The organism is Streptomyces sp. CB02009 (assembly GCF_001905825.1).
GTDB lineage: Bacteria > Actinomycetota > Actinomycetes > Streptomycetales > Streptomycetaceae > Streptomyces.
Map to the genome: position 1 here is coordinate 110,501 of NZ_LIVV01000011.1, position 23,158 is coordinate 133,658.

At 74.1% G+C, this 23,158-nt stretch carries 24 protein-coding genes, 1 other RNA gene and 1 pseudogene; 14 read left to right on the forward strand and 12 right to left on the reverse strand.

Annotated elements, in window-relative coordinates:
• Positions 1–65: 65 nt before the first annotated feature.
• From AMK27_RS35140 to AMK27_RS35150, 3 genes and pseudogenes are all read left to right on the forward strand, one after another.
• A pseudogene (locus AMK27_RS35140) lies at positions 66–1,026 on the forward strand (helix-turn-helix transcriptional regulator).
• Positions 1,027–1,036: 10 nt separating this feature from the next.
• On the forward strand, positions 1,037–1,420 hold the full coding sequence (locus AMK27_RS35145; RefSeq protein WP_073917529.1) for a VOC family protein: 384 nt from the start codon (positions 1,037–1,039) through the stop codon (positions 1,418–1,420).
• A 157-nt stretch (positions 1,421–1,577) separates the two neighbouring features.
• Positions 1,578–2,096, forward strand: coding sequence for a DUF1203 domain-containing protein (locus AMK27_RS35150; RefSeq protein WP_073917532.1), 519 nt, complete (start codon positions 1,578–1,580; stop codon positions 2,094–2,096).
• 24 nt (positions 2,097–2,120) lie between these two features.
• Here the strand turns inward: AMK27_RS35150 and AMK27_RS35155 are convergent, their stop codons facing one another.
• Positions 2,121–3,080 carry an SMP-30/gluconolactonase/LRE family protein gene (locus AMK27_RS35155; RefSeq protein WP_073917533.1) on the reverse strand — a complete coding sequence of 320 codons (960 nt, stop codon included), beginning with the start codon at positions 3,078–3,080 and terminating at the stop codon, positions 2,121–2,123.
• A gap of 108 nt (positions 3,081–3,188) precedes the next feature.
• Between AMK27_RS35155 and AMK27_RS35160 the strand changes: the two genes are divergently transcribed.
• On the forward strand, positions 3,189–3,638 hold the full coding sequence (locus tag AMK27_RS35160; RefSeq protein WP_073917535.1) for an Lrp/AsnC family transcriptional regulator: 450 nt from the start codon (positions 3,189–3,191) through the stop codon (positions 3,636–3,638).
• A gap of 56 nt (positions 3,639–3,694) precedes the next feature.
• On the opposite strand, the gene rnpB is transcribed toward AMK27_RS35160, so the two are convergent.
• Together rnpB and AMK27_RS35170 are read right to left on the reverse strand one after the other, a co-directional pair.
• An RNA gene (rnpB, locus tag AMK27_RS35165) (RNase P RNA component class A) lies at positions 3,695–4,093 on the reverse strand.
• A 46-nt stretch (positions 4,094–4,139) separates the two neighbouring features.
• Positions 4,140–4,709, reverse strand: a complete 570-nt coding sequence (locus tag AMK27_RS35170; RefSeq protein ID WP_073917918.1) for a Uma2 family endonuclease — start codon at positions 4,707–4,709, stop codon at positions 4,140–4,142.
• 143 nt (positions 4,710–4,852) lie between these two features.
• Here AMK27_RS35170 and AMK27_RS35175 point away from each other — a divergent pair, with 143 nt between their 5' ends.
• On the forward strand, positions 4,853–5,623 hold the full coding sequence (locus tag AMK27_RS35175; RefSeq protein ID WP_073917536.1) for a MerR family transcriptional regulator: 771 nt from the start codon (positions 4,853–4,855) through the stop codon (positions 5,621–5,623).
• 47 nt (positions 5,624–5,670) lie between these two features.
• On the forward strand, positions 5,671–6,501 hold the full coding sequence (locus AMK27_RS35180; RefSeq protein WP_241847692.1) for a hypothetical protein: 831 nt from the start codon (positions 5,671–5,673) through the stop codon (positions 6,499–6,501).
• Here AMK27_RS35180 and AMK27_RS35185 read toward each other — a convergent pair.
• A complete protein-coding gene (locus tag AMK27_RS35185; protein ID WP_073917539.1) occupies positions 6,446–7,888 on the reverse strand; it encodes an RNB domain-containing ribonuclease in 1,443 nt (480 codons plus the stop codon). The genes AMK27_RS35180 and AMK27_RS35185 overlap by 56 nt on opposite strands.
• 95 nt (positions 7,889–7,983) lie before the next feature.
• Between AMK27_RS35185 and yaaA the strand changes: the two genes are divergently transcribed.
• On the forward strand, positions 7,984–8,751 hold the full coding sequence (gene yaaA / locus AMK27_RS35190; protein WP_073917541.1) for a peroxide stress protein YaaA: 768 nt from the start codon (positions 7,984–7,986) through the stop codon (positions 8,749–8,751).
• Between the two features lie 78 nt (positions 8,752–8,829).
• Complete coding sequence (gene eda, locus AMK27_RS35195) at positions 8,830–9,486, forward strand: bifunctional 4-hydroxy-2-oxoglutarate aldolase/2-dehydro-3-deoxy-phosphogluconate aldolase (protein ID WP_073917542.1); 657 nt, start codon at positions 8,830–8,832, stop codon at positions 9,484–9,486.
• Here eda and AMK27_RS35200 read toward each other — a convergent pair.
• The 5 genes from AMK27_RS35200 to AMK27_RS35220 all read right to left on the reverse strand — a co-directional run bounded on the left by AMK27_RS35200 (position 9,467) and on the right by AMK27_RS35220 (position 14,749).
• Positions 9,467–10,273: a GNAT family N-acetyltransferase gene (locus AMK27_RS35200; RefSeq protein WP_073917544.1), complete on the reverse strand. Its 807-nt coding sequence runs from the start codon at positions 10,271–10,273 to the stop codon at positions 9,467–9,469. The genes eda and AMK27_RS35200 overlap by 20 nt on opposite strands.
• 137 nt (positions 10,274–10,410) lie before the next feature.
• Positions 10,411–11,886, reverse strand: a complete 1,476-nt coding sequence (locus tag AMK27_RS35205; RefSeq protein ID WP_073917545.1) for a bifunctional RNase H/acid phosphatase — start codon at positions 11,884–11,886, stop codon at positions 10,411–10,413.
• Positions 11,886–12,629, reverse strand: coding sequence for a zinc ribbon domain-containing protein (locus AMK27_RS35210; RefSeq protein WP_198956000.1), 744 nt, complete (start codon positions 12,627–12,629; stop codon positions 11,886–11,888). Before AMK27_RS35210 ends, AMK27_RS35205 begins: the two co-directional genes overlap by 1 nt.
• The gene (locus AMK27_RS35215) at positions 12,626–13,444 is read right to left on the reverse strand and encodes a Nif3-like dinuclear metal center hexameric protein (RefSeq protein ID WP_073917547.1); all 819 of its coding nucleotides are present in this window, start codon (positions 13,442–13,444) and stop codon (positions 12,626–12,628) included. The genes AMK27_RS35210 and AMK27_RS35215 overlap by 4 nt, the downstream gene beginning before the upstream one ends.
• Before the next feature lie 270 nt (positions 13,445–13,714).
• A complete protein-coding gene (locus AMK27_RS35220; RefSeq protein WP_073917549.1) occupies positions 13,715–14,749 on the reverse strand; it encodes an ABC transporter substrate-binding protein in 1,035 nt (344 codons plus the stop codon).
• A gap of 297 nt (positions 14,750–15,046) precedes the next feature.
• On the opposite strand from AMK27_RS35220, the gene AMK27_RS35225 reads away from it, so the two are divergent.
• Together AMK27_RS35225 and AMK27_RS44245 are read left to right on the forward strand one after the other, a co-directional pair.
• Complete coding sequence (locus AMK27_RS35225; RefSeq protein ID WP_198955993.1) at positions 15,047–16,234, forward strand: hypothetical protein; 1,188 nt, start codon at positions 15,047–15,049, stop codon at positions 16,232–16,234.
• 48 nt (positions 16,235–16,282) lie between these two features.
• A complete protein-coding gene (locus tag AMK27_RS44245; protein ID WP_274535758.1) occupies positions 16,283–16,411 on the forward strand; it encodes a hypothetical protein in 129 nt (42 codons plus the stop codon).
• A 107-nt stretch (positions 16,412–16,518) separates the two neighbouring features.
• Here AMK27_RS44245 and AMK27_RS35230 read toward each other — a convergent pair whose 3' ends face one another.
• The 3 genes from AMK27_RS35230 to AMK27_RS35240 are packed head-to-tail and all read right to left on the reverse strand — an operon-like array spanning position 16,519 to position 19,439.
• The gene (locus AMK27_RS35230; protein WP_073917553.1) at positions 16,519–17,463 is read right to left on the reverse strand and encodes a 3-oxoacyl-ACP reductase; all 945 of its coding nucleotides are present in this window, start codon (positions 17,461–17,463) and stop codon (positions 16,519–16,521) included.
• Between the two features lie 15 nt (positions 17,464–17,478).
• A complete protein-coding gene (locus tag AMK27_RS35235) occupies positions 17,479–18,555 on the reverse strand; it encodes a Zn-dependent alcohol dehydrogenase (RefSeq protein ID WP_073917555.1) in 1,077 nt (358 codons plus the stop codon).
• A 29-nt stretch (positions 18,556–18,584) separates the two neighbouring features.
• On the reverse strand, positions 18,585–19,439 hold the full coding sequence (locus tag AMK27_RS35240; RefSeq protein ID WP_073917556.1) for a MaoC/PaaZ C-terminal domain-containing protein: 855 nt from the start codon (positions 19,437–19,439) through the stop codon (positions 18,585–18,587).
• Between the two features lie 275 nt (positions 19,440–19,714).
• On the opposite strand from AMK27_RS35240, the gene AMK27_RS35245 reads away from it, so the two are divergent.
• From AMK27_RS35245 to AMK27_RS35260, 4 genes are read left to right on the forward strand one after another with little or no spacing between them, the layout of a single operon-like run.
• Positions 19,715–20,638: an ABC transporter ATP-binding protein gene (locus AMK27_RS35245; protein ID WP_073917558.1), complete on the forward strand. Its 924-nt coding sequence runs from the start codon at positions 19,715–19,717 to the stop codon at positions 20,636–20,638.
• Positions 20,635–21,357, forward strand: a complete 723-nt coding sequence (locus AMK27_RS35250; protein WP_073917560.1) for an ABC transporter permease — start codon at positions 20,635–20,637, stop codon at positions 21,355–21,357. Before AMK27_RS35245 ends, AMK27_RS35250 begins: the two co-directional genes overlap by 4 nt.
• A gap of 11 nt (positions 21,358–21,368) precedes the next feature.
• Positions 21,369–22,550 carry a sensor histidine kinase gene (locus tag AMK27_RS35255; protein WP_073917562.1) on the forward strand — a complete coding sequence of 394 codons (1,182 nt, stop codon included), beginning with the start codon at positions 21,369–21,371 and terminating at the stop codon, positions 22,548–22,550.
• Entirely contained in the window at positions 22,547–23,152 is a 606-nt protein-coding gene (locus AMK27_RS35260; protein WP_073917922.1) for a response regulator transcription factor, read from the forward strand. The genes AMK27_RS35255 and AMK27_RS35260 overlap by 4 nt, the downstream gene beginning before the upstream one ends.
• Positions 23,153–23,158 lie beyond the last annotated feature (6 nt).

Sequence of the window (23,158 nt, forward strand, 5' to 3'; positions counted from 1 at the left end):
GATGGATCCACCCTGGCACCCGAGGCGGACAGGATCGGTCCGCCACCTCTGGCAGGCTGGGCCACATGGACGAGCGAGGGACCACCGAGCGGGTACTCACCCTCCTCGGGCTGCTGCAGCAACGCCGGTCCTGGTCCGGCCCCGAGCTTGCCGACCGGCTCGGCGTCACCCCGCGCACGGTGCGGCGCGACGTCGAGCGGCTGCGCACGCTCGGCTATCCGGTCCACGCCGGCCTGGGCGTGGGCGGCGGCTACCGGCTGGGCCGGGGGCAGGATCTGCCGCCCCTCCTCCTCGACGACGAGGAGGCCATCGCGACCGCGGTCTCCCTGCTCGCCGGCGCGGCCGCCGGTTCCGGTGACGCCACGATCCGGGCACTGACAAAGCTGGACCAGGTGCTCCCGGCTGCGGCACGAGGTGCGCACCCTGTCGGGCTCGGTGGAGTTCTTCGGCTCGGGCCGCGCACCGGTCGACCCCGACGTCCTCATGACCCTGGCCGGGGCCTGCCGCGAGGAGGTCGAGGCGGGGTTCGACTACCCCTCCGGGGGCTCGGTCGGGCCGCGCCGGGTCGAACCCCATCGCCTGGTCGCCTCCGACCGCCGCTGGTACCTCCTCGCGTACGACCTCGACCGCGACGGCTGGCGCACCTTCCGCCTGGACAGGATGACGGCGGTCGCGGCCCGGACGTGGCGCTTCCGCCCGCGCCCCGCGCCCGACGCTGCGGAGTACGTGCAGGAGGGTGTCACGAGCCGGGTCTACGCCCACCGGGCACGCTTCCTCGTCCACGCTCCGGCGGCCACGGTCCGCGCGCAGGTCCCGGCCTCGGCGGCGGTCGTCCACGAGCGGGGCGAGGACCGTTGCGAGGTCCTGAGCGGCGCGGCGAGCCTCGACCGCGTCCTCATGCACGTACTCCTCCTCGGGCACGAGTTCGAGCTGCTCGATCCCCCGGAGCTCAGGGACCGCTGCCAGGCTCTGGCGGAGAAGCTCCTGTCCGCTGCCTCCACCCGGTGGCCGCGCCGTCCTGCCTAGACTGGCGGCCATGGCATGCCGCATCAGTGAACTGGTCATCGACTGCGCCGATCCCGAGCGACTCGCCGCGTTCTGGAGCGAGGTCCTCGGGTACGTGGAGCTCGGCCGTGACGACGACGGGAGCATCGAGATCGGGCCGCCCGGCGTCGGCTTCGGCGGGCCGCAGCCGACCCTCATCCTCAGTCCCAGCAGCGATCCGCGCTCCGGGAAGCTCCCGCTCCACATCGACGTCAACCCCACCGACCGCGACCAGGAGGCGGAGTTGGAGCGGCTGCTCGCGCTCGGCGCCAGGCGGGCGGACGTGGGTCAGACCGGGGCCGAGAACTGGCACGTCCTGGTCGACCCGGAGGGCAACGAGTTCTGCCTCCTGTACCGCCGCCTCCAGCCGCTCTGAGCCACCACCACGGAACCGGGCCGGGCGGAGGGCGGGCGGGGCTCACCGGCCACAGTCCGGTCGGGTCCGGTCGGGTCCGGTCGGCTGGGCGCCGCCGCCGCACCGCCGCGTCCGAATTCCGCCAGCGGCCGCCTCGCCGCCACGCGACGCTGGCCGTATGAGCACTCAGACCACCACCACGACCGCATACGACGCCCGCCCCATCGGGCCCTCCGCCCTCGCCGAGCTGCGGGTCACCGACGACGCGGGCCGCGTCTGCGTTCCGTACTCCGCCGACGAGGGCGGCGACCCGCTCCGCTGCTGTCTGCGTCTCTCCGTCCCCGGCGAGCGGATCGCGCTCGTCTCGTACGCGCCGCTGCGGCGCTGGGCGGCCGAGACGGGGGCAGAGCCGGGCGCGTACGACGAGCAGGGCCCCGTCTTCGTCCACGCCGAGGAGTGCGGCGGGCCCGCGCCGTCGGAGGCGTACCCCTTCGCCCGGGCGGAGGCGCTCAGGACCGTGCGTCGCTACGACGCGGCGGGCCGCATCGTCGGGGGCCGGCTGCTTGAGATTCCGGCGGCGACGTCCGAGGGCTTCGACCGGGCGTTCGCCGAGGCGTTCGCCGACCCGGCCGTGGCGCTGGTCCACGTCCGGGCGGTCGAGTACGGCTGCTTCCACTTCGAGGTCCGTCGCCCCTGAGCGGCGGGCGCCCCGCCGGCCCGTTCAGCGGGACGGCGTCTGGAGCCAGGGCCTGCGCCCGGGGCCGGTCGGGTGGGTGCCCGTGACGCCCATGACGACCGAGTAGAGGCTGGTCTCGGCGGCGATGAAGAGGCGGTTGCGCTTGGCTCCGCCCCAGGTGATGTTGGCGACGGCCTCGGGCACGTTCAGCCGGCCGATCAGGGTGCCGTCGGGGTCGTAGCAGTGCACGCCGTCGCCCATGGCGGCCGCCCAGAGCCGGCCGCCGTCGTCGAAGCGGAGGTTGTCGAAGCGGGCGGCCGCACGGGCTCCGGCCTCGGCGAAGACGTCGCCGTCCGAAAGGGTTCCGTCCTCGCGCACGTCGAAGACCCGGATGAGGCCCGCCCGGGTGTCGGAGACGAAGAGCTGCCGTTCGTCGGCCGAGAAGACGAGGCCGTTGGGGGCGGCGAAGCAGTCGGCGACCAGGCGTACTTCGCCGGTGGCGGGGTCGACGCGGTAGACGTTGTTGGCGCCGATCTCGCTCTCCGCGCGGTAGCCCTCGTAGTCGCTGGTGATGCCGAAGTCCGGGTCGGAGAACCAGATGGAGCCGTCGGACTTCACCGTCGCGTCGTTCGGGCTGTTGAGGCGCTTGCCCTGCCAGCGGTCGGCGAGGACGGTGATCGTGCCGTCGTGTTCGGTGCGGGTGACCCGGCGGTTGCCCTGCTCACAGGTGATCAGACGGCCCTGGCGGTCGAGGGTGTTGCCGTTGGTGTGCCCCGCGGTGCGACGGAAGACGGCGACGTCGCCGGTCTCCTCGTCCCAGCGCAGCATTCGGTCGTTGGGGATGTCGCTCCAGACCAACTGCCTCCATGCGGGCAGGTAGATCGGGCCCTCGGCCCAGCGGCAGCCGGTGTGGAGGACCTCCAGGCCGTCGTCGCCGTTCATGCAGCGGCCGGTACGGAACCGGTCGTCGAACATCTCGTACAGTGCGGGGCGCTCGCTGGTCATGCGGGTTCCTTCCCATCCACACGGATGCCGTTCCGAATGTCGTACGGCGCGAAGAGAAGACTGCCGAATGAGATACGGTCTCGACAAGATCGGACCGAATGGAGAGTTGTGGATCACATCGATCGCGTCCTGCTGGCCCAGCTCCAGCAGGACGCCGGCCAGTCCTACGCCGCGCTGGGCCAGGCCGTGGGCCTCTCGGCCGGGGCGGCCCATGAGCGCGTACGGAAGCTGAGGGAGCGCGGCGCGATCCGCCGCACCACCGTCGAGGTGGACCCGGCGGCGGTGGGCGGAGCCGTCCTGGCGTACGTGATGGTCGACTCGGTCGCGTGGATGGGCGATTCGGCCGAGGACTTCGCCGCGCTCCCCGAGATCCTGGAGGCGCACGTCATCGCGGGCAGCGCGTCGGTGCTCGTGAAGGTCAGGACGGCGACCACGGAGCGGCTGCAGGACGTGCTGCGCCGGATCTACGCGATCGAAGGCGTCAGCGGAACGCAGGCCACGGTCGTCCTGGAGACCTTCTTCGAGCGGCCGGTCTCCCCGGAGCTCGGCGCCGGGTGAACGGGAAGGGCCCCCGCCCGGCGCACTGCCGGACGGGGGCCTCCCACGTGGGCCGACAGACGAGTCGGGCTGTACGCCGGGTTCTGTCCCCCGGGACCTCGCGGTCGTCGGGGCGACGGCCATCCATCTAGGACCGGCGTTGCCACCGGCCTCCTGCGGTCTACCCGCGGACTCGGGCGAGCAGCCCTCGAACATCCGCGCAGGGACACCGAGGTGTCCCCTCTTGACCTTGCTCCGAGTGGGGTTTACCTAGCCGCCTGAGTCACCTCAGGCGCTGGTGGTCTCTTACACCACCGTTTCACCCTTACCGGGGACCGAAGTCCCCGGCGGTCTGTTTTCTGTGGCACTGTCCCGCGGGTCACCCCGGGTGGCCGTTAGCCACCACCCTGCTCTGTGGAGCCCGGACGTTCCTCGGGAAGATCCGAGGATCTCCACGCGGCCGCCCGCCCGGCTCGTCTGCCGTGCCGACCATGCTACCCGGCGATCAGGAGGCCGAAGGACTCAGAGGAAGTCGGCGGTCTCCAGGTCGAAGCCGAAGGGGGCGGGGAGCAGGAGGGGCTTGCCGAAGGGTGCGAGGTCCCGCCGGAGGTACTCGCCGCCCTCCGGGTCGCTGAAGAGCGTCACAGTCGAAGTGTCCCGGTCGACGAGCAGGTAGAGCGGGATGCCGCCGCGGGCGTAGCAGCGGCGCTTGATGTCACGGTCGACGTTCGGGCGGCGCGAGGTGACTTCGAGAACGAGGGCAACGCCCTCGCACGGCATCCACGGGTCCGCGCCCCGGAACAGACGCCGGGCCTCCGGCGCGAAAGTCCCGTCGGGGATGACGTGATCCCTCGGAGCCCCAGGGGCCTCCTTCAGGGTGAGGCCCTTGTTCCCGGAGAAGTCCATCCCGGTCACCGACGTGCGGATCACCTGCGTGACAATCCGGCTGATGTAGTCCTCGTGGTCCCCGTCCGGCGGCGGCGTCACGACGATCTCCCCTTCGATCAGCTCCGCCCGGAAGCCCTCCGGCGTCTCCAGCGCCAGGAAGCCCTCCAGCAGGCCGTCGGCCTGCGTGAGTGGTGCGTGCGGCATGGCAGTCATGTCGTGATCGTCGGACATCGAGGCACCCGCCGTCCCTGTGATCGAGGTCGTTCCCCCGATCGTGGCACATGATCGGGGACGGTCCCTGGAGTGACGCTTGACCTTGCCGTAGCGTCAGGGTTTCTACTGGGGCCATGCGTATCGGCGAGATCGCCGCGCTGGTCGGGGTCACCCCCCGTGCCGTGCGGCACTACCACCAGTCGGGTCTGCTGCCCGAGCCCGCGCGGCGGGCCAACGGGTACCGGGAGTACGGCGTCCGGGACGCCGTCCTGCTCGCCCGTGTCCGGCGGCTCACCGAGCTGGGGCTCGGGCTCGACGAGGTACGGGTCGTGCTCGCCGACGACGAGGGGCGCGGGCTCGTCGAGGTGCTGGAGGAGCTGGCGGAGGACCTGGTGCGCCAGGAGGCGGAGATCCGGGCGCGGCGGGAGCGGCTGGCCGGCCTCCTCGACGAGGCCAGGGCCGGGCGGCTGCCCGCCGACGGGCCGCTGTCGCCGGAGCTCACCTCGCTGCTGGCCGGTCTGGGTGAGCTGCCCGATTCCCCGATGGCGGCGAAGGACCGGCAGATCCTGGCCCTGATGGACGTCGTCGTGCCCGAGGGGGAGCGGGCCCGGCTGATGGGTCTGATGGAGGGGGCGGCCGAGCACGCGCGTGAGGTGTACCCGCTGCTCGACGCGCTCTCCGGAGCGGCGGCGGACGACCCGCGGGTCGCCGAGGCCGCGCGGGTGCTCGCCGGCTGCCTGCCGGACGAGCTGGGGGCGGACATGCCGTCCGGGGCGCCGGGCGAGGCCGGTGCCTTCGACGCCTCCCTCGCGGACGCCCTCTTCGCGGACCTCGCTCCGGCGCAGTCCGCGGCCGTCCACCTGGCGATGCGCCTGGTACGGGAACGACGGGAGCGGGGCCGATGAGGGGAGCACAGGTGAAGGGTGAAGGGAGCGGGACGAGGAGGGGTGGTGTGCGTCTTCTGCGGTGCGTCGCCTACGCCGTGCTCCCCGCCGAGCTCGTCCTCGCCGTCCTGCTCGTCGGCGGGGTCCGGATGCCCGCCGCCGTGTGGGCCGGCGCCGAGCTCCTCGTCGGCGCGCTCGTGCTCGCCGAGGGCGTCTCGTACCTGCGACTGCGTCGTGAGGGGCTGTCCCGGCGGGAGGCCGTGGCCGAGCTCGTGCCGGAGGGCGTGCTGCGGATCGTCGGGCACGAGCTGCGGATCATGGCGAGTCTGGGGCGGTGGGTGGCACGGCGTCCGCACGGGGTGGAGGGTGCCGACGGCGTGTTCCCGCACGCGCGGGACCAGGCGGCGCTCATGTACGGCTTCGCGTTCGTGTGCGTGGTCGAGAGCGTGGGCATGGCGTACCTGCTCGCCGACTGGCCGGTCGTGCACGCGGTCGTCCTGGTCCTGGACGTGTACACCGTGCTGTTCGTCCTCGGCCTGCACGCCGCCGCGGTGACGCGGCCGCACACCCTCGCGGGGGACGTCCTGCGGCTGCGTCAGGCCGCGCACGTCGACGTGTCCGTGCCGCTCGACCGGATCGCGTCCGTCCGGCACGAGCTGGTGTTCTCGCACGAAAAGGCCGAGGGGGAGCTGAACCTGGCCGTCGGCTCCCAGACCTCCCTCACCGTCGAGCTGACCGAGCCGGTCGACGCGCCGCGGTTCTTCGGCGCGCCCCGCCCGGTGCGGCTGATCCGCTTCCACGCCGACGACGCGCGTGCCCTGTACCGGGAGCTCGGCGGGGCCGTCACGCGGGCGCGAACAGCACCTTCGCCGTCCCCGGGTCCGCCTCCGCGAGTCTGACCCGCAGCCACTCCCCCAGCGGCAGCCGGGACTCGCCGCCCGCGATGCGGGCGACGACCGCCGGGTCGTCCAGGTGGACGGTGCCGACGGCGGGTTCGCGTTCCTTCACGTCGATCACGTACGCGTCGAAGATCTCGCCGACGCGTTCCCGCAGCAGCGCCGCCTCGACGATGTCGACGCTCTCGCGCTCGACGGTGTTGGCGCGGCGCGAGCCGTCGGCCATCTCGTCGGGGAGGGCGGGCAGGGCGGCCCGTACCCACTCGGGCGGTTCGTCGCCCGCGACCGCCGCGACGCACAGCTCGCCCGCGTACCGGTCGACGAGGCGGCGCAGGGGCGCGGTGCAGTGGGTGTACTCGTCGGCGACGGCGGCGTGCACGGCGGGGGTGGGGATGTGGCCGTCGGTGAAGACGGTGTACCCGGCGCCCCTGAGCAGGGTGGTGCACTCCTGGAGGAAGGCCGCCTGGCGCGGGTCGGCGGGGTCGGCGGCCCGGACGACGTCGGCGTAGGAGACGTGGTGCGGCCAGTCGACGCCGAGGGCGTGCGCGGAGCGGCGCAGCCGGGCGACGGCGCCGTCGGGGGCGGTGGGGAGGGTGCGCAGGATGCCGGTGCCGGCGGCGGTCATGAGGTCGGCGGCGGCCATGCCGGTGAGCAGGGAGATCTGGGCGTTCCAGCCGTCGGCGGGGAGCGGGGCGCGGTAGGCGAGGGAGTACGTGTGGTCCCGCTCGACGATCTCCTGCTCGGGGACGTTGAGGGAGATCCCGCCACGTTCGGCTTCGAGGGCCTCGCGGAGGCGTCCGATGTCGCGGAGGAGGGCCACGGGTTCCTCGGCGGTGCCGGTGTCGATCTGCTTCTGCACGGTGGCGTAGTCGAGTTTGGCGCGGCTGCGGACGAGGGCGCGGCGGACGTCGGTGGCGACGCGGCGGCCTTCGGCGTCGAGGTCGATGCGCCAGAGGAGGGCGGGGCGGGGTTCGCCGGGGAGGAGGCTGGCGGCTCCCTCGGAGAGGACGGTGGGGTGGAGGGGGACCTTGCCGTCGGGGAAGTAGAGGGTGAGGACGCGCCGGTGGGCCTCGGCGTCAAGGGCGGAGCCGGGGGCGACGAAGGCGGCGACGTCGGCGATGGCGTAGTGGACGCGGTAGCCGCCGTCGGCCCTGCGGGCCAGGTGCATGGCCTGGTCGAGGTCGGTGGAGGTCGGCGGGTCGATGGTGAGGAAGGGCAGGTCGGTGGCGTCGTACGCGGGGAGCCGGGGGGCTTTCGCGGCGGCTTCGGCCTCGGCGAGGACGGCGGGCGGGAAGTCCTCGGGGATCGCGAGCTCGGTACGGAGTGCGCGCAGGGCGGCCCGCAGCGGAGCCTCGGCTGCGCCGGTCACGTGAATGTGGCGGCGGGGCATGGACCGAGCGTATGGGGCGGGGAGGGGTGCGGCACCTCGTACGCTGGGCTCCTGGGGCCGCACCCCCATCCCCGTACGGACGAAGGAGAACCACCGTGCTCGTGCTGTTGCCGCCCTCCGAGGGCAAGGCCTCCTCGGGGCGCGGGGCGCCGCTCAAGCCGGAGTCGCTGTCCCTGCCGGGGCTCGCGGAGGCGCGGGCGGCGGTCCTGGACGAGCTGGTCGAGCTGTGCGCGGCCGACGAGGAGAAGGCGCGCGAGGTGCTGGGCCTGAGCGAGGGCCTGCGCGGCGAGGTCGCGAAGAACGTGGAGCTGCGGACGGCGGGCGCGCGGCCGGCCGGGGAGATCTACACGGGTGTGCTGTACGACGCGCTGGGTCTGGCGACCCTGGACGCGGCGGCGAAGCGGCGGGCGGGGCGGTCCCTGCTGGTCTTCTCCGGGCTGTGGGGCGCGGTGCGGGTGACCGACCGGATCCCGTCGTACCGCTGCTCGATGGGGGTCAAGCTGCCGGGGCTCGGCGCGCTGGGCGGGCACTGGCGGGGCGCGATGGCCTCGGTGCTGCCCAAGGCGGCGGGGGACGGGCTCGTGCTCGATCTGCGCTCGTCGGCGTACGCGTCGGCGTGGAAGCCGAAGGGCGAGGTGGCGGCGCGGACGGCGACGGTGCGGGTGCTGCACGCGCCGACCCGGAAGGTGGTGAGCCACTTCAACAAGGCGACGAAGGGCCGGATCGTCCGGAGCCTGCTGGAGGCGGGGGCGACGCCGCGGTCGCCCGAGGAGCTCGTGGTGGCGCTGCGGGACCTGGGGTACGTGGTGGAGGAGAGCGGGAAGCCGGGGGCGCTCGACGTTCTGGTGGACGAGATCCACTAGGCGCCACCCTTCCCGAGCCCGTTGCACTCTGCGCAACGCTCGTTGCGTACTACGCTCGTCGTGGGCAGGATGAAGTCCATGACGAGCGTGTTCGACCTTGCCCCGGAAGCCTCTCCCGTCCCGGTCGTCCCGGTGGTCGTGATCGAGGACGTCGCCGACGCGGTGCCCCTGGCCCGCGCTCTGGTGGCCGGCGGGCTGCCGCTCGTCGAGGTCACCCTGCGCACCCCGGCCGCGCTCGACGCCGTCCGCGCCATCGCGGCCCAGGTGCCGGGCGCGGTCGTCGGCGCGGGGACGGTCGTCTCGGCGGCCGGGGTCGCGGACGCGGCCGGCGCCGGGGCACGGTTCCTGGTCAGCCCCGGGTGGACGGAGCGGCTGCTCGGCGCGATGCGCGACTCGGGCCTGCCCTTCCTCCCCGGTGTGTCGACGACCTCGGAGGTCGTGGCCCTGCTCGAACAGGGCGTGACGGACATGAAGTTCTTCCCCGCGGAGGCGGCGGGCGGCGTCCCCTACCTGAAGTCCCTCGCGGGCCCGCTCCCCCGGGCCCGGTTCTGCCCGACGGGCGGCGTGTCGCTCGCCTCCGCCCCCGCCTACCTCTCCCTCCCGAACGTCGGCTGCGTCGGCGGTACGTGGATGCTGCCGCCCGACGCCCTCGCGGCCCGCGACTGGGCGCGGGTGGAGGCGCTTGCGCGCGAGGCGGCGGCCCTGCGGGGGCCCGTCAGCGCGCGGTCCCGGTGAACTCCACGCCCAGGTGGTCGGTCACCGGGCGGTAGCCGAGACGCTGGTAGAGGGCGTTGCTGGTGGGGTTGGCCAGGTCCGTGAAGAGCACGACCCGGGTGGCGCCGGTCGCGGCCGCGACCCGGCCGACGGCATCGGTGGCCCCTGCCGCGTATCCGTGTCCCCGGTCGGCGGGCGGGGTGTAGACGAGGTGGACGCGGGCCTGGCCCTCGATCGTGCGGGAGACGGCGGCCATCGAGACCGCGCGGCCGTCGGGCGTCTCCCAGAGGACGAGGCGGCCCTCGGAGATCCGCTCGGTGACGAAGCCGGTGTAGTCCTCGGCGGGCTCGTCGCCGATGGCCGTCGCGAACTCCCTCGTCCAGGCCGCGACGAGCGGGACGTCGGCGCCGGTGGCCGTCCGGTGCCGGCCGGCCGGGGCCGGGTCCGGCGGGGTCGGCTCGCCGAGCCGGAAGAGCCTCATCCGGACGGTGGGCGTCCAGGGGCGGCCCGAGGCCTTCGCGTACGCCTCCACCGCGGCCGTCTCGCCACGGACCCCGGTCGGCTCCTCCCCCGCGGGGAGGGCGAGTGCGAGGGCGGCCTCCACCGTCGTCGCGCCGAGGTCGAGGGCCCCGGAGGAGGAGAGCGCGAGGACCCCCGTGACCCGGCCGTCGGGCTCGGCCCACCAGCCGAGCCGGGCCGCCCTGTCCATGAGGGTCAGCACCGCGGTGTTGCGCGCGGGCTCGGCGGCGAGGTGCGTCCCGGCCGCGGTACGGAAGGCGGCGGTGTCTTCGGTGAAGTGCCAGCTCATGACGGGATGGTGGTACGGGGCGCGGTCCCGGCGCCACCGCTTTGCGGCGGCGGCCCTGTGCGGCGGCGGCCCTGTGCGGCGGTGACGCCGACGGTCTGCGGCGGCGCCCCGTCGTGGCGCGCCGCCGCCCCCGCCTCCTACCGGAGGTGGGAGGTGTCGTTGAGGAGCCGTACGGACGCGTTGCCGTCGGCGTAGTAGGCGACCGCCGAGATCGAGGCGGCCGACAGTTCCATCCGGAACAGCGACTCCGGCGGGGCGCCGAGCGCGAGCCGGATCAGGGTCTTGATGGGCGTGACGTGGGTGACGAGGAGGACGGTCCGGCCCGCGTGGGCGGCGGTGAGCCGGTCCCGGGTCGCGGCGACGCGGCGGGCGACGGTCGCGAAGCTCTCGCCTCCGCCGGTGGGCGCGGCCTTCGGAGAGGCGAGCCAGGCGTCGAGGTCCTCGGGGTGCCGCTCCCGGACCTCGCCGAACGTCAGCCCCTCCCAGGCGCCGAAGTCGGTCTCGCGCAGCCCCTGCTCGACGCGGACGTCGAGCCCGAGGCGGGCGGCGACGGCGGCCGCGGTCTGGCGGCAGCGGGTGAGCGGCGAGCTGACGATCTCCTGGATGGTCCCGCGGGCGGCGAGCGCCTCCGCGACGGCCTCGGCCTGCCGGAGTCCGGCCGCCGAGAGCTCGGGATCGGTCCCCCCGCTGCCGGAGAACCGCTTCTCGGGGGTGAGCGCGGTCTCGCCGTGCCGGAGGAGCACGAAGGTGGCGGGCGCGCTCATGTCGGGCCCGCCGGACCAGCCCTGCCCGGGAGCGGCGGGGGCCGACTGCGCGGGGGCGGCGGAGGCGGACTGCGCGGCCGGGGCGGGCGCGGGGGCCGCGGCGCCCGCCTCCGCCTCGAAGTCTCCCGAGGCCGGGGCCGTGAGGGCCTCCTCGGCGGCGAACAGGCCGTCGTCCTGGGCCGCGGGGCGCGCGACGCCGCCGGGCCAGGCGCCCGGGCCCGTGCCCGTACGGCCGGGGCCGGGGTCGGCGGACGGGCTGGCGCCCGTCGTCGAGCCCGCACCCGTCGCCAGCGCGGCGCGCGCCCGCGCCGCGCCCGCCGTCGCGTCGCCGGGCGGGCCGGACGGTGCCGGGGGGAGGGTCGCGGCGTTGCGGGCGGCGGCGGTGTCCAGGGCGGCCGTCGAGTCGGACGGCTCCCACTGGCGGCCCTGCTTGCCCGCGTCCATCGCCTCGTTCGCGAGCCGGTCCGCGTGCTTGTTCCGCTCGCGCGGGATCCACTCGTACCGGACCCGGCCCGCCGGGAAGACCCGGCCCGCCTCGGCCGCGAGGGGCTTCATGTCCGGGTGCTTGATCTTCCAGCGGCCGGACATCTGCTCGACGACCAGCTTGGAGTCCATCCGGACGTGCACGGTGGCGTCGGGGAACAGCGACCGCGCCGCCTTCAGGCCCGCCACCAGGCCCTTGTACTCGGCGACGTTGTTCGTCGCCACGCCGATGTACTCGGCCGCCTCCGCGAGCGTCTCGCCCGTCACCGGATCCAGGACCACGGCGCCGTACCCGGCGGGCCCCGGGTTGCCCCGGGAACCGCCGTCCGCCTCGACGATCACCTCACGCGAAGACGACGACGTCATTACAGGCCGGACTCCGACGTGCGGACGAGGATCCGGCGGCAGTTCTCGCAGCGCAGGACGGCGTCCTTGGCCGCGGCACGGACCTCGTTGACCTCGGTGATGTTGAGCTCGATGTGGCAGCCCTCGCACTTGCGCTGGTACAGCCGGGCCGCGCCGACGCCGCCCTGCTGGACGCGCAGCTTCTCGTACAGCTTCAGGAGGTCCGCCGGGACGGTGCCCGAGACGAGCTCGCGCTCCTTCTCCACGGACGCCTCCTCGGTGGCGAGCTCGCCCTCGGCGGCGTCGCGGCGGGCGGTCGCGTCGTCCGTCTTGGCCTGGACGGCGGAGACCCGCTCGTTCAGCTCGGCGAGGCGCTCCTGCACGGACTCGCGGCGCTCCATGACCTCGAGGACGATCTCCTCCAGGTCGCCCTGGCGCTTGGCGAGGGAGACGATCTCGCGCTGGAGGTTCTCCAGGTCCTTCGGGGAGGACACGGCGCCGGAGTCGAGGCGCTGCTGGTCGCGCGTGGCCCGCTGGCGGACCTGGTCGACGTCCTGCTCGGCCTTGGTCTGCTCGCGGCCGCAGTCGCTCTCCTCGGTCTGCGCGGCGACGAGCAGGTCGCGCAGCTGGGTGAGGTCCTTGGTCAGGGACTCGATCTCGGCGTGCTCGGGCAGCGACCGGCGCTTGTGCGCGAGCTGCTGGAGGCGGACGTCGAGGGCCTGGACGTCGAGGAGGCGGATCTGGTCGGCGGGCGCGGCGTTCAGTTGGGGGCTCCAGGGGAGGTGTGGTGGGAGGACCAGGGGTCGGTGACCGTCTTCGAGACGTGGACGCGGAGGTCCCAGCCGTGGCGGTCGGAAATCTCGTCGAGCTGGGCGGCCGCCTGCTCGCACCAGGGCCATTCGGTGGCCCAGTGGGCGGCGTCGACCAGGCCCAGAGGCGACTGCTGGGTCGCCTCGGAGACGGGGTGGTGGCGCAGGTCCGCGGTGAGGAAGGCGTCCACGCCGGAGGCACGTACGGCGTCGAAGAGGCTGTCTCCGGAGCCGCCGCTGACGGCGACGCGGCGCACGGTCATGCCGGGGTCGCCCGCGACCCGGATGCCCTGCGCGGTGGCGGGCAGCCGCTTCGCCGCGCGGGCGGCGAACTCGGCGAGGGTCTCGGGGTGGTAGAGCTCGCAGATCCGGCCGAGGTTGTTCTCGGCCACGAGGGGGCCGGTGACCCGGAGGTCGAGGGCGCCGGCGAGGGCGTCGGAGACGCCGGGGTCGGCGGTGTCGGCGTTGGTGTGCGCGACGTGGAGGGCGATGTCGTGCTTGATGAGGCGGTGCACCACGCGGCCCTTGAAGTGGCCGGCCGCGACGGTCGTCGTCCCGCGCAGGTAGAGCGGGTGGTGGGTGACGATCAGGTCGGCGCCGAGGGCGATCGCCTCGTCGGCGATCTCCTCGACCGGGTCGACGGCGAAGAGCACGCGGGTGACTTCGGCGTCGGGGTCGCCGCAGACGGTGCCGACGGCGTCCCACGACTCGGCCCGCTCTGGTGGCCAGAGGGCGTCGAGGGCGGCGATGACTTCAGACAGGCGGGGCACGAGGAAAGGCTACCTGGCCCGCCTTCGCGGCCGGTACCGCCGCCGTCACGGGGCCGGCGGCGGGCGGCCCGGGGGGGCCGATGGGCGAGCGGCCCGGGGGCGGCCCGGGGACGAGACTCCCCCGGCGACGGGCTGCCCCGGCGGCGGGCCACCCCGGCCGCGTACTGCCCCGGCGCCGTCGGCCGACGGCGGGGGCCGACGCCGGGGGCCGGCTCGTCCTCCGCCGCTCGTCGGGGGAGGCTCGCCCCCGCCGCTCGGCAGGTGGCCGCGCTACTTGACGAGGTAGCCGCGCAGGTCGTCGAGGACCATGTTCGCCGCCGTCACGCCGAGACCCAGGTACCAGGTCTCGTCCGGGACGTCCTCCGCCTGGCCGGCCTTGACCGCCTTGAGGTCCTTCCAGAGCGGGTTGGCCTGGGCGGTGTCCTTCTTGGTGGCCTTGGCCTCGCCGTACACGCCGGTGAAGATCCAGTCGCCGTCGGCCTCGTCGATCTTCTCCGGGCTGATCTCGGCCGCGAGCTCGTCGATCCGCTGGTTCTCGGGCCGCGGCAGGCCGGTGTCCTGGAGGATGGTGCCGATGAAGGACGCCTTCGCGTACAGGCGGATCTTGCCGGGGAGGTAGCGGACCATCGAGACGGTCGGCTTGTCGGGGCCGATGTCCTTGCCGAGCTGCTCGGCCTTGGTCTCGTACGCGGCGAGCTTCGCCTCGGCCTCGGCGGTCCGGTCGAGCGCCGCGGCGTTGAGGAGGTAGTTCTCCTTCCAGGTGAAGCCCGGGCGGATGGAGAACACGGTCGGCGCGATCTTCGACAGCTCGTCGTACTTGTCCGCGGCGCGCAGCTGGCTGCCGAGGATCAGGTCGGGCTGGAGGTTGGCGATGGCCTCGAGGTTGAGGTTGTTGATGGTGCCGACGGACTTCGGGGTGCCGGCGTCCTTCTGGAGGTAGGCCGGGATGCCGTCGTCGCCTTCGGCGGGGGCGTAGCCGACGGGCTTGACGCCGAGGGAGACGACGTTGTCGAACTCGCCGACGTCGAGGACGACGACGCGCTTCGGGGCGGCCGGCAGCTCGGTCTTCCCGAGGGCGTGGGTGAGGGTGCGGGGGAACTGGCCGGCCTTGGCGTCCGTGCCCATGGCCGCGGTCTTCGCGGCGGCGTCGCCGAAGTCCTTGCCGCCGGTGGCGACGTCCTTCTTCTTGCCGGTGTCCTCCTTGGCGGAGGCGTCGGATCCTCCGTCGCCTCCCCCGCAGGCCGCGAGCGAGAGCGCGGCGGCGAGGGCGACGACGGCGGCGGTGCCGCGACGGCGGAGGGACATGAGAAGGCTCCTGTACGTGTCCTGGCGGGGAGACGGGCGCGACCGGCCGGAGGTGCGGGAGGGGCTCCGTCCGGGGTGATCGGCCGGAGCCGCGGGTTCCGACCGGAGCGGGCCGGCCGGAGTCACAGCCTCCGTTTAGGTTCGCCTTACCTTACTCATCACGGGCAACTCCAGCACACGCGCCCCCCACCCCTCAGCAGAACCGCCGCACAGCCACCCTTATGTGTGAAGTGACCCTGCTCGTGTTGTTCGGCTGGAAGTGCGAAAACTAGCTTCGTGGCCGGAGGTGACGAGTCGATGACAGCGTGTGCCATCGAGACCGCGGCCGAGGACGACGGCCGCGACGGGGAGCACCCCGGCCGCGGCGCCCGGGCGACGGAGTTCACTGCGGGTCTCACGATCACGGCGAACGGCGCGTACGCGGCCAGGCTCGCGGGCGGCGGGGACGCCCTGTACGCGGAGAGGTGGACCCTCGACGGCCCGGAGCCGTACGCCGTCCCGCTCCCCCTCGACCAGCCGGAGGAGCCCGGCACCCAGCTGCTGCCGCTGGCCGACGGCCGGGTCCTGGTGGCCCGCCGCGTGGACGGGCGGCGGAACACGTTCTCGCTGCTCTACCCCACGGGCCCGGCCACCGGGGAGCTCCCGCTGGGCGCGGTGGAGGCCCCGGGCTCCGAGCGGCTGGTGCTGCTGCCGCCCTCGCCGGACGGCATCGGCGCGTACGCGATGTGCGTCGGTCCCGAGACGACCACGCTGTGGCTGGTCGCGGGCGGGGCCTTCGGTCCTGAGCGGGTCGCGGAGGTCAGGGGCCGGTGCACGGGCGGGGTGTGGCTGGACCGCACGGGCCGGATGCTCGCGCTCGACCGGCGGCTCGACGGCGGTCCGGTGAAGGCGGTCGCCGTCGACCTGGAGCGGGGCGGGGAGGTGACGCCGCTGCTGCAGATCACCGAGGACAGCGACGACCGGCTGCTTCTGGCGGACCCGGACAGCGGGCTGCTGCTGCTCCGTTCGGACGCGCCGGGGCACGACCGGCTCGGCTGGGGTGTGCTCGGCAGTCTGCTGCCGGTGCGCTTCCCGGAGTGCCTGCGGCTCGACGACGCGGCGGTGACGCCGTTCGCCGTCCAGCCGGGGCAGGTGCTGATGCCCGAGACCTGCGCGGTCGCGCTGCGGATCGACGCGGCGGGCGGCAGCTGGGTGGGGACGTGGCAGCCGATGTCCCGGCGGATGGGCCAGTTGGCCGCACCCGTGGGGTGGCTGGCCGGTACGGGGCTGTGGACGGCCGGGGGCGTGCTCCGGCTGCCGTACGTGACGGCCGGGGCGCCCTGCGGTCTCGCGGACGTGGAGGCGCCGCCGGAGCCGGAGCCGGCGCCCGACGCGGTCGTCGCGGGGCCCGCGGCGGGGGGTGGCGCGGCTGCCGAGGGGCCCCGGGTGTGCCGTCCCGTGCCGTTGCAGCAGGCTCCTCTCACGGACGGGAAACCGGCTGGCTAGACTCTCGGGCTGCACAGCACGACCGATGTCTACGGGGTGAGTTCGACCATGTCGGAAACCAGCACGGACGGGCAGGAGCCGAACGGCTCCGGCAAGCACCGCGGGGACGCCGCGCCGACGGAGGACTCCGCGTCCTCCCCGCACGGCCGCCACCGCCGCGAGCCCGTCTCGCAGTAACGAGCGGTACCAGGCAGGACGAAGGGCCCCGGGTCACCCCGGGGCCCTTCGTGCTCCCCACCGTCCCCCGGCCGGGCCGCACCCCGGCCGGGGGTCGTCCCCGGTCCTCAGCCCTTCTTCAGGCCGAGGACCTCGGAGGCCGCGAAGGTCTCGCCCGCGGGGCGGGACGCGTAGTGCGGGCTCAGGAGGCCGTCCAGTTCCTCGTACGTGAACGCCTCCTTGGCCGTGTCGAACTTGGCCGCCACCCGCGGCCGGTCCACGATCGCGACCATTCCGCCGTGCACGACGAGCAGTTGGCCGTTGACCCCGGCCGCCGCCGGGGAGGCGAGGTAGCCGACGAGCGGCGCCACGTGCTCGGGGGACAGCGGGTCGAGGTCTCCCTCGGCCGTCGGCTCGGCGAAGCCGGCGAAGACGTCCTCGGTCATCCGGGTGCGTGCCCGGGGGCAGATGGCGTTCGCCGTCACCCCGTACCGGGCGAGCGCGAGGGCCGTGGACGTCGTCAGGCCCACGATGCCGCCCTTGGCGGCCGCGTAGTTCGGCTGGCCGGCCGAGCCGGCGAGGAAGGCCTCGGAGGAGGTGTTGACGATCCGGCCGTAGACGCCGGTCTCCCCCGCCTTGGCCCGGGTCCTCCAGTGCACCGCCGCGAAGTGCGTGGTGTTGAAGTGGCCTTTGAGGTGGACCCGGATGACCGAGTCCCACTCCTCCTCGCTCATCGAGAAGACCATCCGGTCGCGCAGGATGCCCGCATTGTTGACGAGGACGTCCAGTTTGCCGAACTCGGCCACGGCCAGGTCGATCAGGGTCCGCGCGGTCTCGAAGTCGGCGATGTCGCCGAGGTGCGCGACGGCCCTGCCGCCCGTCGCGCGGATCTCCTCCGCGACCTCCTCGGCGGGCGCGGCGGAGGCGGCGCCCGAGCCGTCGCGGCCGGGCTGCCCGTAGTCGTTGACGACGACGGCCGCGCCGAGCCGGGCCAGTTCCAGGGCCTCGGCGCGGCCGAGGCCGCGCCCGGCGCCGGTGACGATCGCGCTCAGGCCCTCAAGGGGGAGTGACATCTCGCGGGAGTCCTCTCAGATCTCGATGCAGGTACGGAGGGCCGCGCCGGTCCGCATCTGCTCCAGGGCCTCGTTGATGCCCGCGAGCGGTACGCGGTGGGTGATGAGCGACTCCAGGTCGATGCGGCCGGCCCGCCAGAGCGCGATGGCCCGCTCGTAGGAGCGCAGGACGTCGCCGCCGCCGTACATGGAGGGCAGGATCCGCTTCTCGTCGAAGAACAGCTCGAACATGTTGAGCTGGAGGTTGTCGTCCATCGCGCCCGCGCCGACGACGCAGAGGGTGCCGCCGCGCCGGGTGTTCTCGTACGCGGTGCGGGCGGTGGCGGACTTGCCGACGACCTCGAAGACGTAGTCGAAGCCCTCGCCTGCGGTGATCCGCTGCTTGGCGTCGGCGAGCGCGTCCGGGGCGACGGCCTCGGTGGCGCCGAAGCGCAGCGCGGCCTCGCGGCGCGACGCGACGGGGTCGACGGCGACGATCTGGGCGGCGCCCTGGAGCTTGGCGCCCTGGATCGCGGAGATGCCGACGCCTCCGCAGCCGATGACGGCGACCGACGAACCGGCTTCCACCTTGGCCGTGTTGATGGCGGCGCCGAGTCCGGTGGTGACGCCGCAGCCGATGAGGGCGGCGATGTCGAAGGGCACGTCGTCGGGGATCGGGACGGCGCATCCCGCGTCGACGACGACCTCCTCGGTGAAGGTGCCGGTGCCGGCGAAGCCGAAGACGTCACCGCCGGGGCGCTTGAAGTTGGGCGTGCCGGCGTTCATGAACCCGGCCAGGCAGAGCTGGGTCTGGCCGCGCTTGCAGGCGGGACAGCTGCCGCAGGCGGGCAGCCAGCAGAGCAGTACCCGCTGGCCCGGGGTGAGTCCGGTGACGCCGTCGCCGACGTCGAGGATCTCTCCCGCGCCCTCGTGGCCGGGGATGAAGGGGGCGGGCTGCGGGAGGACGCCGCTCATCGCGGAGACGTCGGAGTGGCAGAGGCCGGTGGCGCGGACCCGGATCTTCACCTTGCCCGGGCCGAAGCCCACCGCCTCGACGTCGTCGACGACTTCGAGCTTGTCCTGGCCGATCTCGTGCAGTACGGCTGCGCGCATGGTGCGGCTCCAATCAGGCGATCGGGCGATCAGGAGTGTTCGACGAGGGTGTCGGCGAGGACGGAGGCGTCGTCGCGCTCCACGGCCGTCACCGCCACCTGGACGCGGCCGTCCCCGGCCCACATCCGGATGCGCAGGGTCTCGCCCGGGAAGACGATCCCGGCGAAGCGCGTGCGGTAGGAGCGGACCCGGGCGACGTCCCCGCCGAGCACCGTGTCCACCACCGCCTTGAGGGTCATGCCGTACGAGCAGAGCCCGTGCAGGATCGGCCGGTCGAAGCCGGCGAGCTTGGCGAACTCGGGGTCGGCGTGGAGCGGGTTCCAGTCGCCGGAGAGCCGGTAGAGCAGGGCCTGTTCCTCGCGGATCGGCCGTTCGACGGTGGCGTCGGGCGCGCGTTCGGGGAGCGCGAGGCGCTCGGAGGGGCCGCGGTCGCCGCCCCAGCCGCCTTCGCCGCGGACGAAGATCTGGGCGTCGCTGGTCCAGAGCGGGCCGTCGGCGTCGGAGGCCTCGGAGCGCAGGACGAGGACGGCGGCCTTGCCCTTGTCGTACACGGCGGCGACGCGGGAGGTGGAGACGGCGCGGCCGGAGACGGGGACGGGGCGGTGGAGGGTGACCGTCTGGCCGCCGTGCAGGACGGCGGCGAGGTCGATGTCGATGCCGGGGGCGGAGAGCCCGCCGACGACGCCCATGCCGGCGCCCGCGACGGTCGCGAAGCTGGGCAGGACGTGGAGCCGGGATTCGAGGGTGTAGCGGAGCTCGTCGGGGTCGGTCGCCGGGATTCCGGCGCCCAGTCCCAGGTGGTAGAGCTGGACGTCCTTGTGGTCCCAGGAGATCTCGGCGCTGCGGGGTTCGGCGGCGACGGCCTTTGCGGGGTCGATGGGCATCGGGCTGCTGCTCCTCGTGGCGGTGAAGACCTCGGCGCGGCCGTCCGCACCGTCGGCCGCACCGAGGCCGTGCGGGAACCGTCCCGTACGCGGCCGTTCTAGAACGCGTTCTAGGTCGGTGGTCCCCATGTATAGCCCAGGCGGCAGGAGTTGGGAACCCTCCCGGCAGCCGTCACCTGACGGTACGTCAGAGACGGGGCCCGGTACATTTGTCACGGCCAGGTCCGTACATCAGCGCCTGCCGGGCGGCGGCCCCCGGTTCGTACCGTCGACGCATGACGAAGGACCTGACGCACGCACCGGCGGTCGCCTTCCGGGCCGCGACGAAGACGTACGGCGCCGCCCGCGCCCTCGACGGGATCGACCTCACCGTCCGGCGCGGCGAGACGGTGGCCCTGCTCGGCCGCAACGGCGCCGGGAAGTCGAGCACCGTGAGCCTGCTCCTCGGCCTCGACGAGCCCGACAGCGGCCACGTCGAACTCTTCGGCGGGGCCCCGGCCCTCGCCGTCGCGGCCGGCCGGGTCGGCGCCATGCTCCAGGAGGGCCAGGCCACCCCCCGGGTGACCGTCCGCGAGGTCGTGTCCTTCGTGGCCCGGACCTACCCGGCGCCGATGCCGGTCGCCGAGGCCCTCGCCCTCGCCGGACTCACCGGGTTCGCCGAGCGCCGGGTGGCCCGGCTCTCCGGAGGCCAGGCGCAGCGGGTCCGCTTCGCGATCGCGCTCGTCGGCAACCCCGAGCTGGTCGTCCTGGACGAACCGACCTCGGCCCTCGACGTCGAGGCCCGCCAGGAGTTCTGGGAGGCCATGCACGGCTACGCACGGCGGGGGAACACCGTCCTGTTCTCCACCCATTACCTGGAGGAGGCCGACGCGTACGCCGACCGGATCGTCGTCCTCGACGCCGGCCGGATCGTCGCCGACGGAACCGGCGAGGAGCTCAAGCGGGCCGCCGGCGGCAGCCTGGTCTCCTTCGACCTGGCGGGCAGCCCGACGGAGTGGCTGACGGCGCTGCCCGGAGTCACCTCCGTCGAGGTCCGGAAGGACCGCGCCCGGCTGCGCACCGAGGACTCGGACGCCACCGTCCGCGCCCTCGCCGCGCGGGACGCGATCCGCTCCCTGGAGGTCACCCGGGCCTCCCTGCACGACGCCTTCCTCACCCTGTCCCACCGGACCGGCGAACGACTGGAGCCCGCCCGATGATCACCGCCTACGTCCGCCTCGAAGTCCGCCGCGCCCTGCGCGAGGCCGGATTCGTCATCTCCACCGTCGGTGTCCCCGTGATGATGTACCTGCTCTTCACCAACCTCGGCGACGGGGACGACGGCCCGTACAAGAAGGCCGCGATGGTCGGGATGGCGGCGTACGGGGCCCTCGGGGCCGCGCTGTCCGTCGGCAACGGGGTCGCCGAGGACAAGACCACGGGCTGGCTGCGCCAGCTGCGCATCACCCCCATGACGCCCCTCCAGGTGGTGACCGGCCGCGCCCTGACCGGGGCGGTGGTCGTCCTCCCCGCGATCGCCGCGGTCCTCCTGGCGGGCGCGCTCGCCAACGGCGTGCGCATGGCCGCCTGGCAGTGGGGAGCGGTCGCCCTGACGCTCTGGCTGGGCTCGCTCCCCTTCACCCTGCTCGGCCTCGGCAACGGCTACCGGCTCACCGCGCAGACGACCGGGGTCGTGAACGTCGCCTGCAACCTGGGGCTCGCGGTGGTGGGCGGACTGTGGTTCCCCGTCGCGCTCTTCCCCGACTGGCTCCGCACGGTCTCCGAGCTCACGCCGACGAACCGGTTCGCCGAGCTGGGCGTGGCGGTGACGGAGGGGACGGCGCCGGGGGCGGCGGCCCCGGCCGTCCTGCTCGGGTGGGCGGCGCTCTTCGGCACGTACGCGGCGGTCTCGTACCGTCGTTCGGCGAGGACGGTGTGAGGGGGACGGCGATGGGGACCATCCGGCGGGGCGCCAGGGCGCTGCGCGACCAGCAGCAGTGGGAGCGGGGCCCGAACGGGCTCAGCCTCCTCCCCTGGCTGCTGATGGGCCTGGGCGCGCTCTCCCATCTGCTCGGCGGCCAGGCCCCCAACCCGTGGATCGGCGGCTTCGGGCTGCTCGCCTTCAACACCCTCTACATCGCGATCGTCTTCCGCGCCTGCCACCCGCCCAGCCGGGAGACGCCGCTGACCTGGGGGCTCCTCACCGCGCTCGGGGTGCTGACCTTCGCGCTCGCCGTCGGGTACGGGAGGGAGTGGCTGCTCCTGTTCCCGCTCCTGGGCCTCGCGGTCGGGGCGGTGGTGCGGCACGGGCCGCTGCTGCGGTGGGTGAGCCCCCCGCTCGTCGTGGCGGTGGGGGTGGTGACGTTCTGGCGGGACGGCTGGGACTCCATCGGCGTCGTGTACGGCACGTTCATGTCCGTGATGGTGACGGCGGCGATCCTCGCGCTCGACGAATCGGTCCGGCAGCTGCGGGCGACCCGGGAGGAACTGGCCACGGCCGCCGTCGAGAAGGAGCGGCTGCGGTTCTCCCGCGACCTGCACGACCTGCTCGGCCACACGCTCTCGGTGATCGTGGTGAAGTCGGAGGTCGTACGCCGGCTCGCGCCGCGCGACCTCGACGCGGCCCTCGCCCAGGTGGCGGACATCGAGGCGGTCGGCCGACAGGCGCTCACCGAGATCAGAGAGGCCGTCACCGGCTACCGCGAGGGCAGCCTCGCCACCGAACTGGACCGGGCGCGCGACGCGCTGTCCTCGGCCGGCATCGAGCCGGTCGTACGCCGCTCGGGCCCGCTCCTGGAGCCGCAGACGGAGGCCCTGCTCAGCTGGGTGGTGCGGGAGTCCACGACGAACGCGGTGCGGCACAGCGGCGCCACCCGCTGCGTGTTCGCCCTGGAGGGCACCGCCGACCGGGTCCGCCTCACCGTCACCGACGACGGCCGGGGCCCGGCCGGCCGCGCGCCGGGGGCCGACGGCATCGCGGGCAGCGGTCTGCGGGGCCTGCGCGAGCGGGTGGCGGCGGCAGGCGGCACTCTTGACTCGGGACCGGCTCCGCGGGGCGGGTTCCGGGTCACCGCGGAGCTCCCCGTGGAGACCCCCGGCCCGCACGAGTGCGAGGGGGTGCCGACGACATGATCCGTCTGCTGCTGGCGGAGGACCAGGGGATGATGCGCGGGGCGCTGGCCCTGCTGCTCGGGATGGAGCACGACATGGAGGTCGTCGCACAGGTCGGGCGGGGTGACGAGATCGTGGACGCGGCGCTGCTCGCGCGGCCCGACGTCGCGCTGCTCGACATCGAGCTGCCGGGCCGTTCGGGTCTGGACGCGGCGGCGGACCTGCGCACGGAGGCCCCGGACTGCCGGGTCCTGATCCTCACGACCTTCGGCCGGCCCGGGTATCTGCGCCGTGCGATGGAGGCGGGTGCGGCGGGCTTCCTGGTGAAGGACGGGCCGGTGGAGGAGCTGGCCGAGTCGATCCGTCAGGTCCTGCGGGGTGAGACGGTGATCGACCCGGCCCTCGCGGCCGCGGCGCTCGGCGCGGGGCCCAATCCGCTGACGGGCCGCGAACGGGACGCCCTGGCGGCGGCGGTGGACGGCGCCACGATCGCGGACATCGCGGCGGCCCTCCACCTCTCGGAGTCGACGGTCCGCAACTACCTGTCGTCGGCCATCGGCAAGACGGGCACGCGCAACCGCATGGAGGCGGTCAGGGCGGCCCGCCGCCAGGGGTGGCTGTAGCTCCCG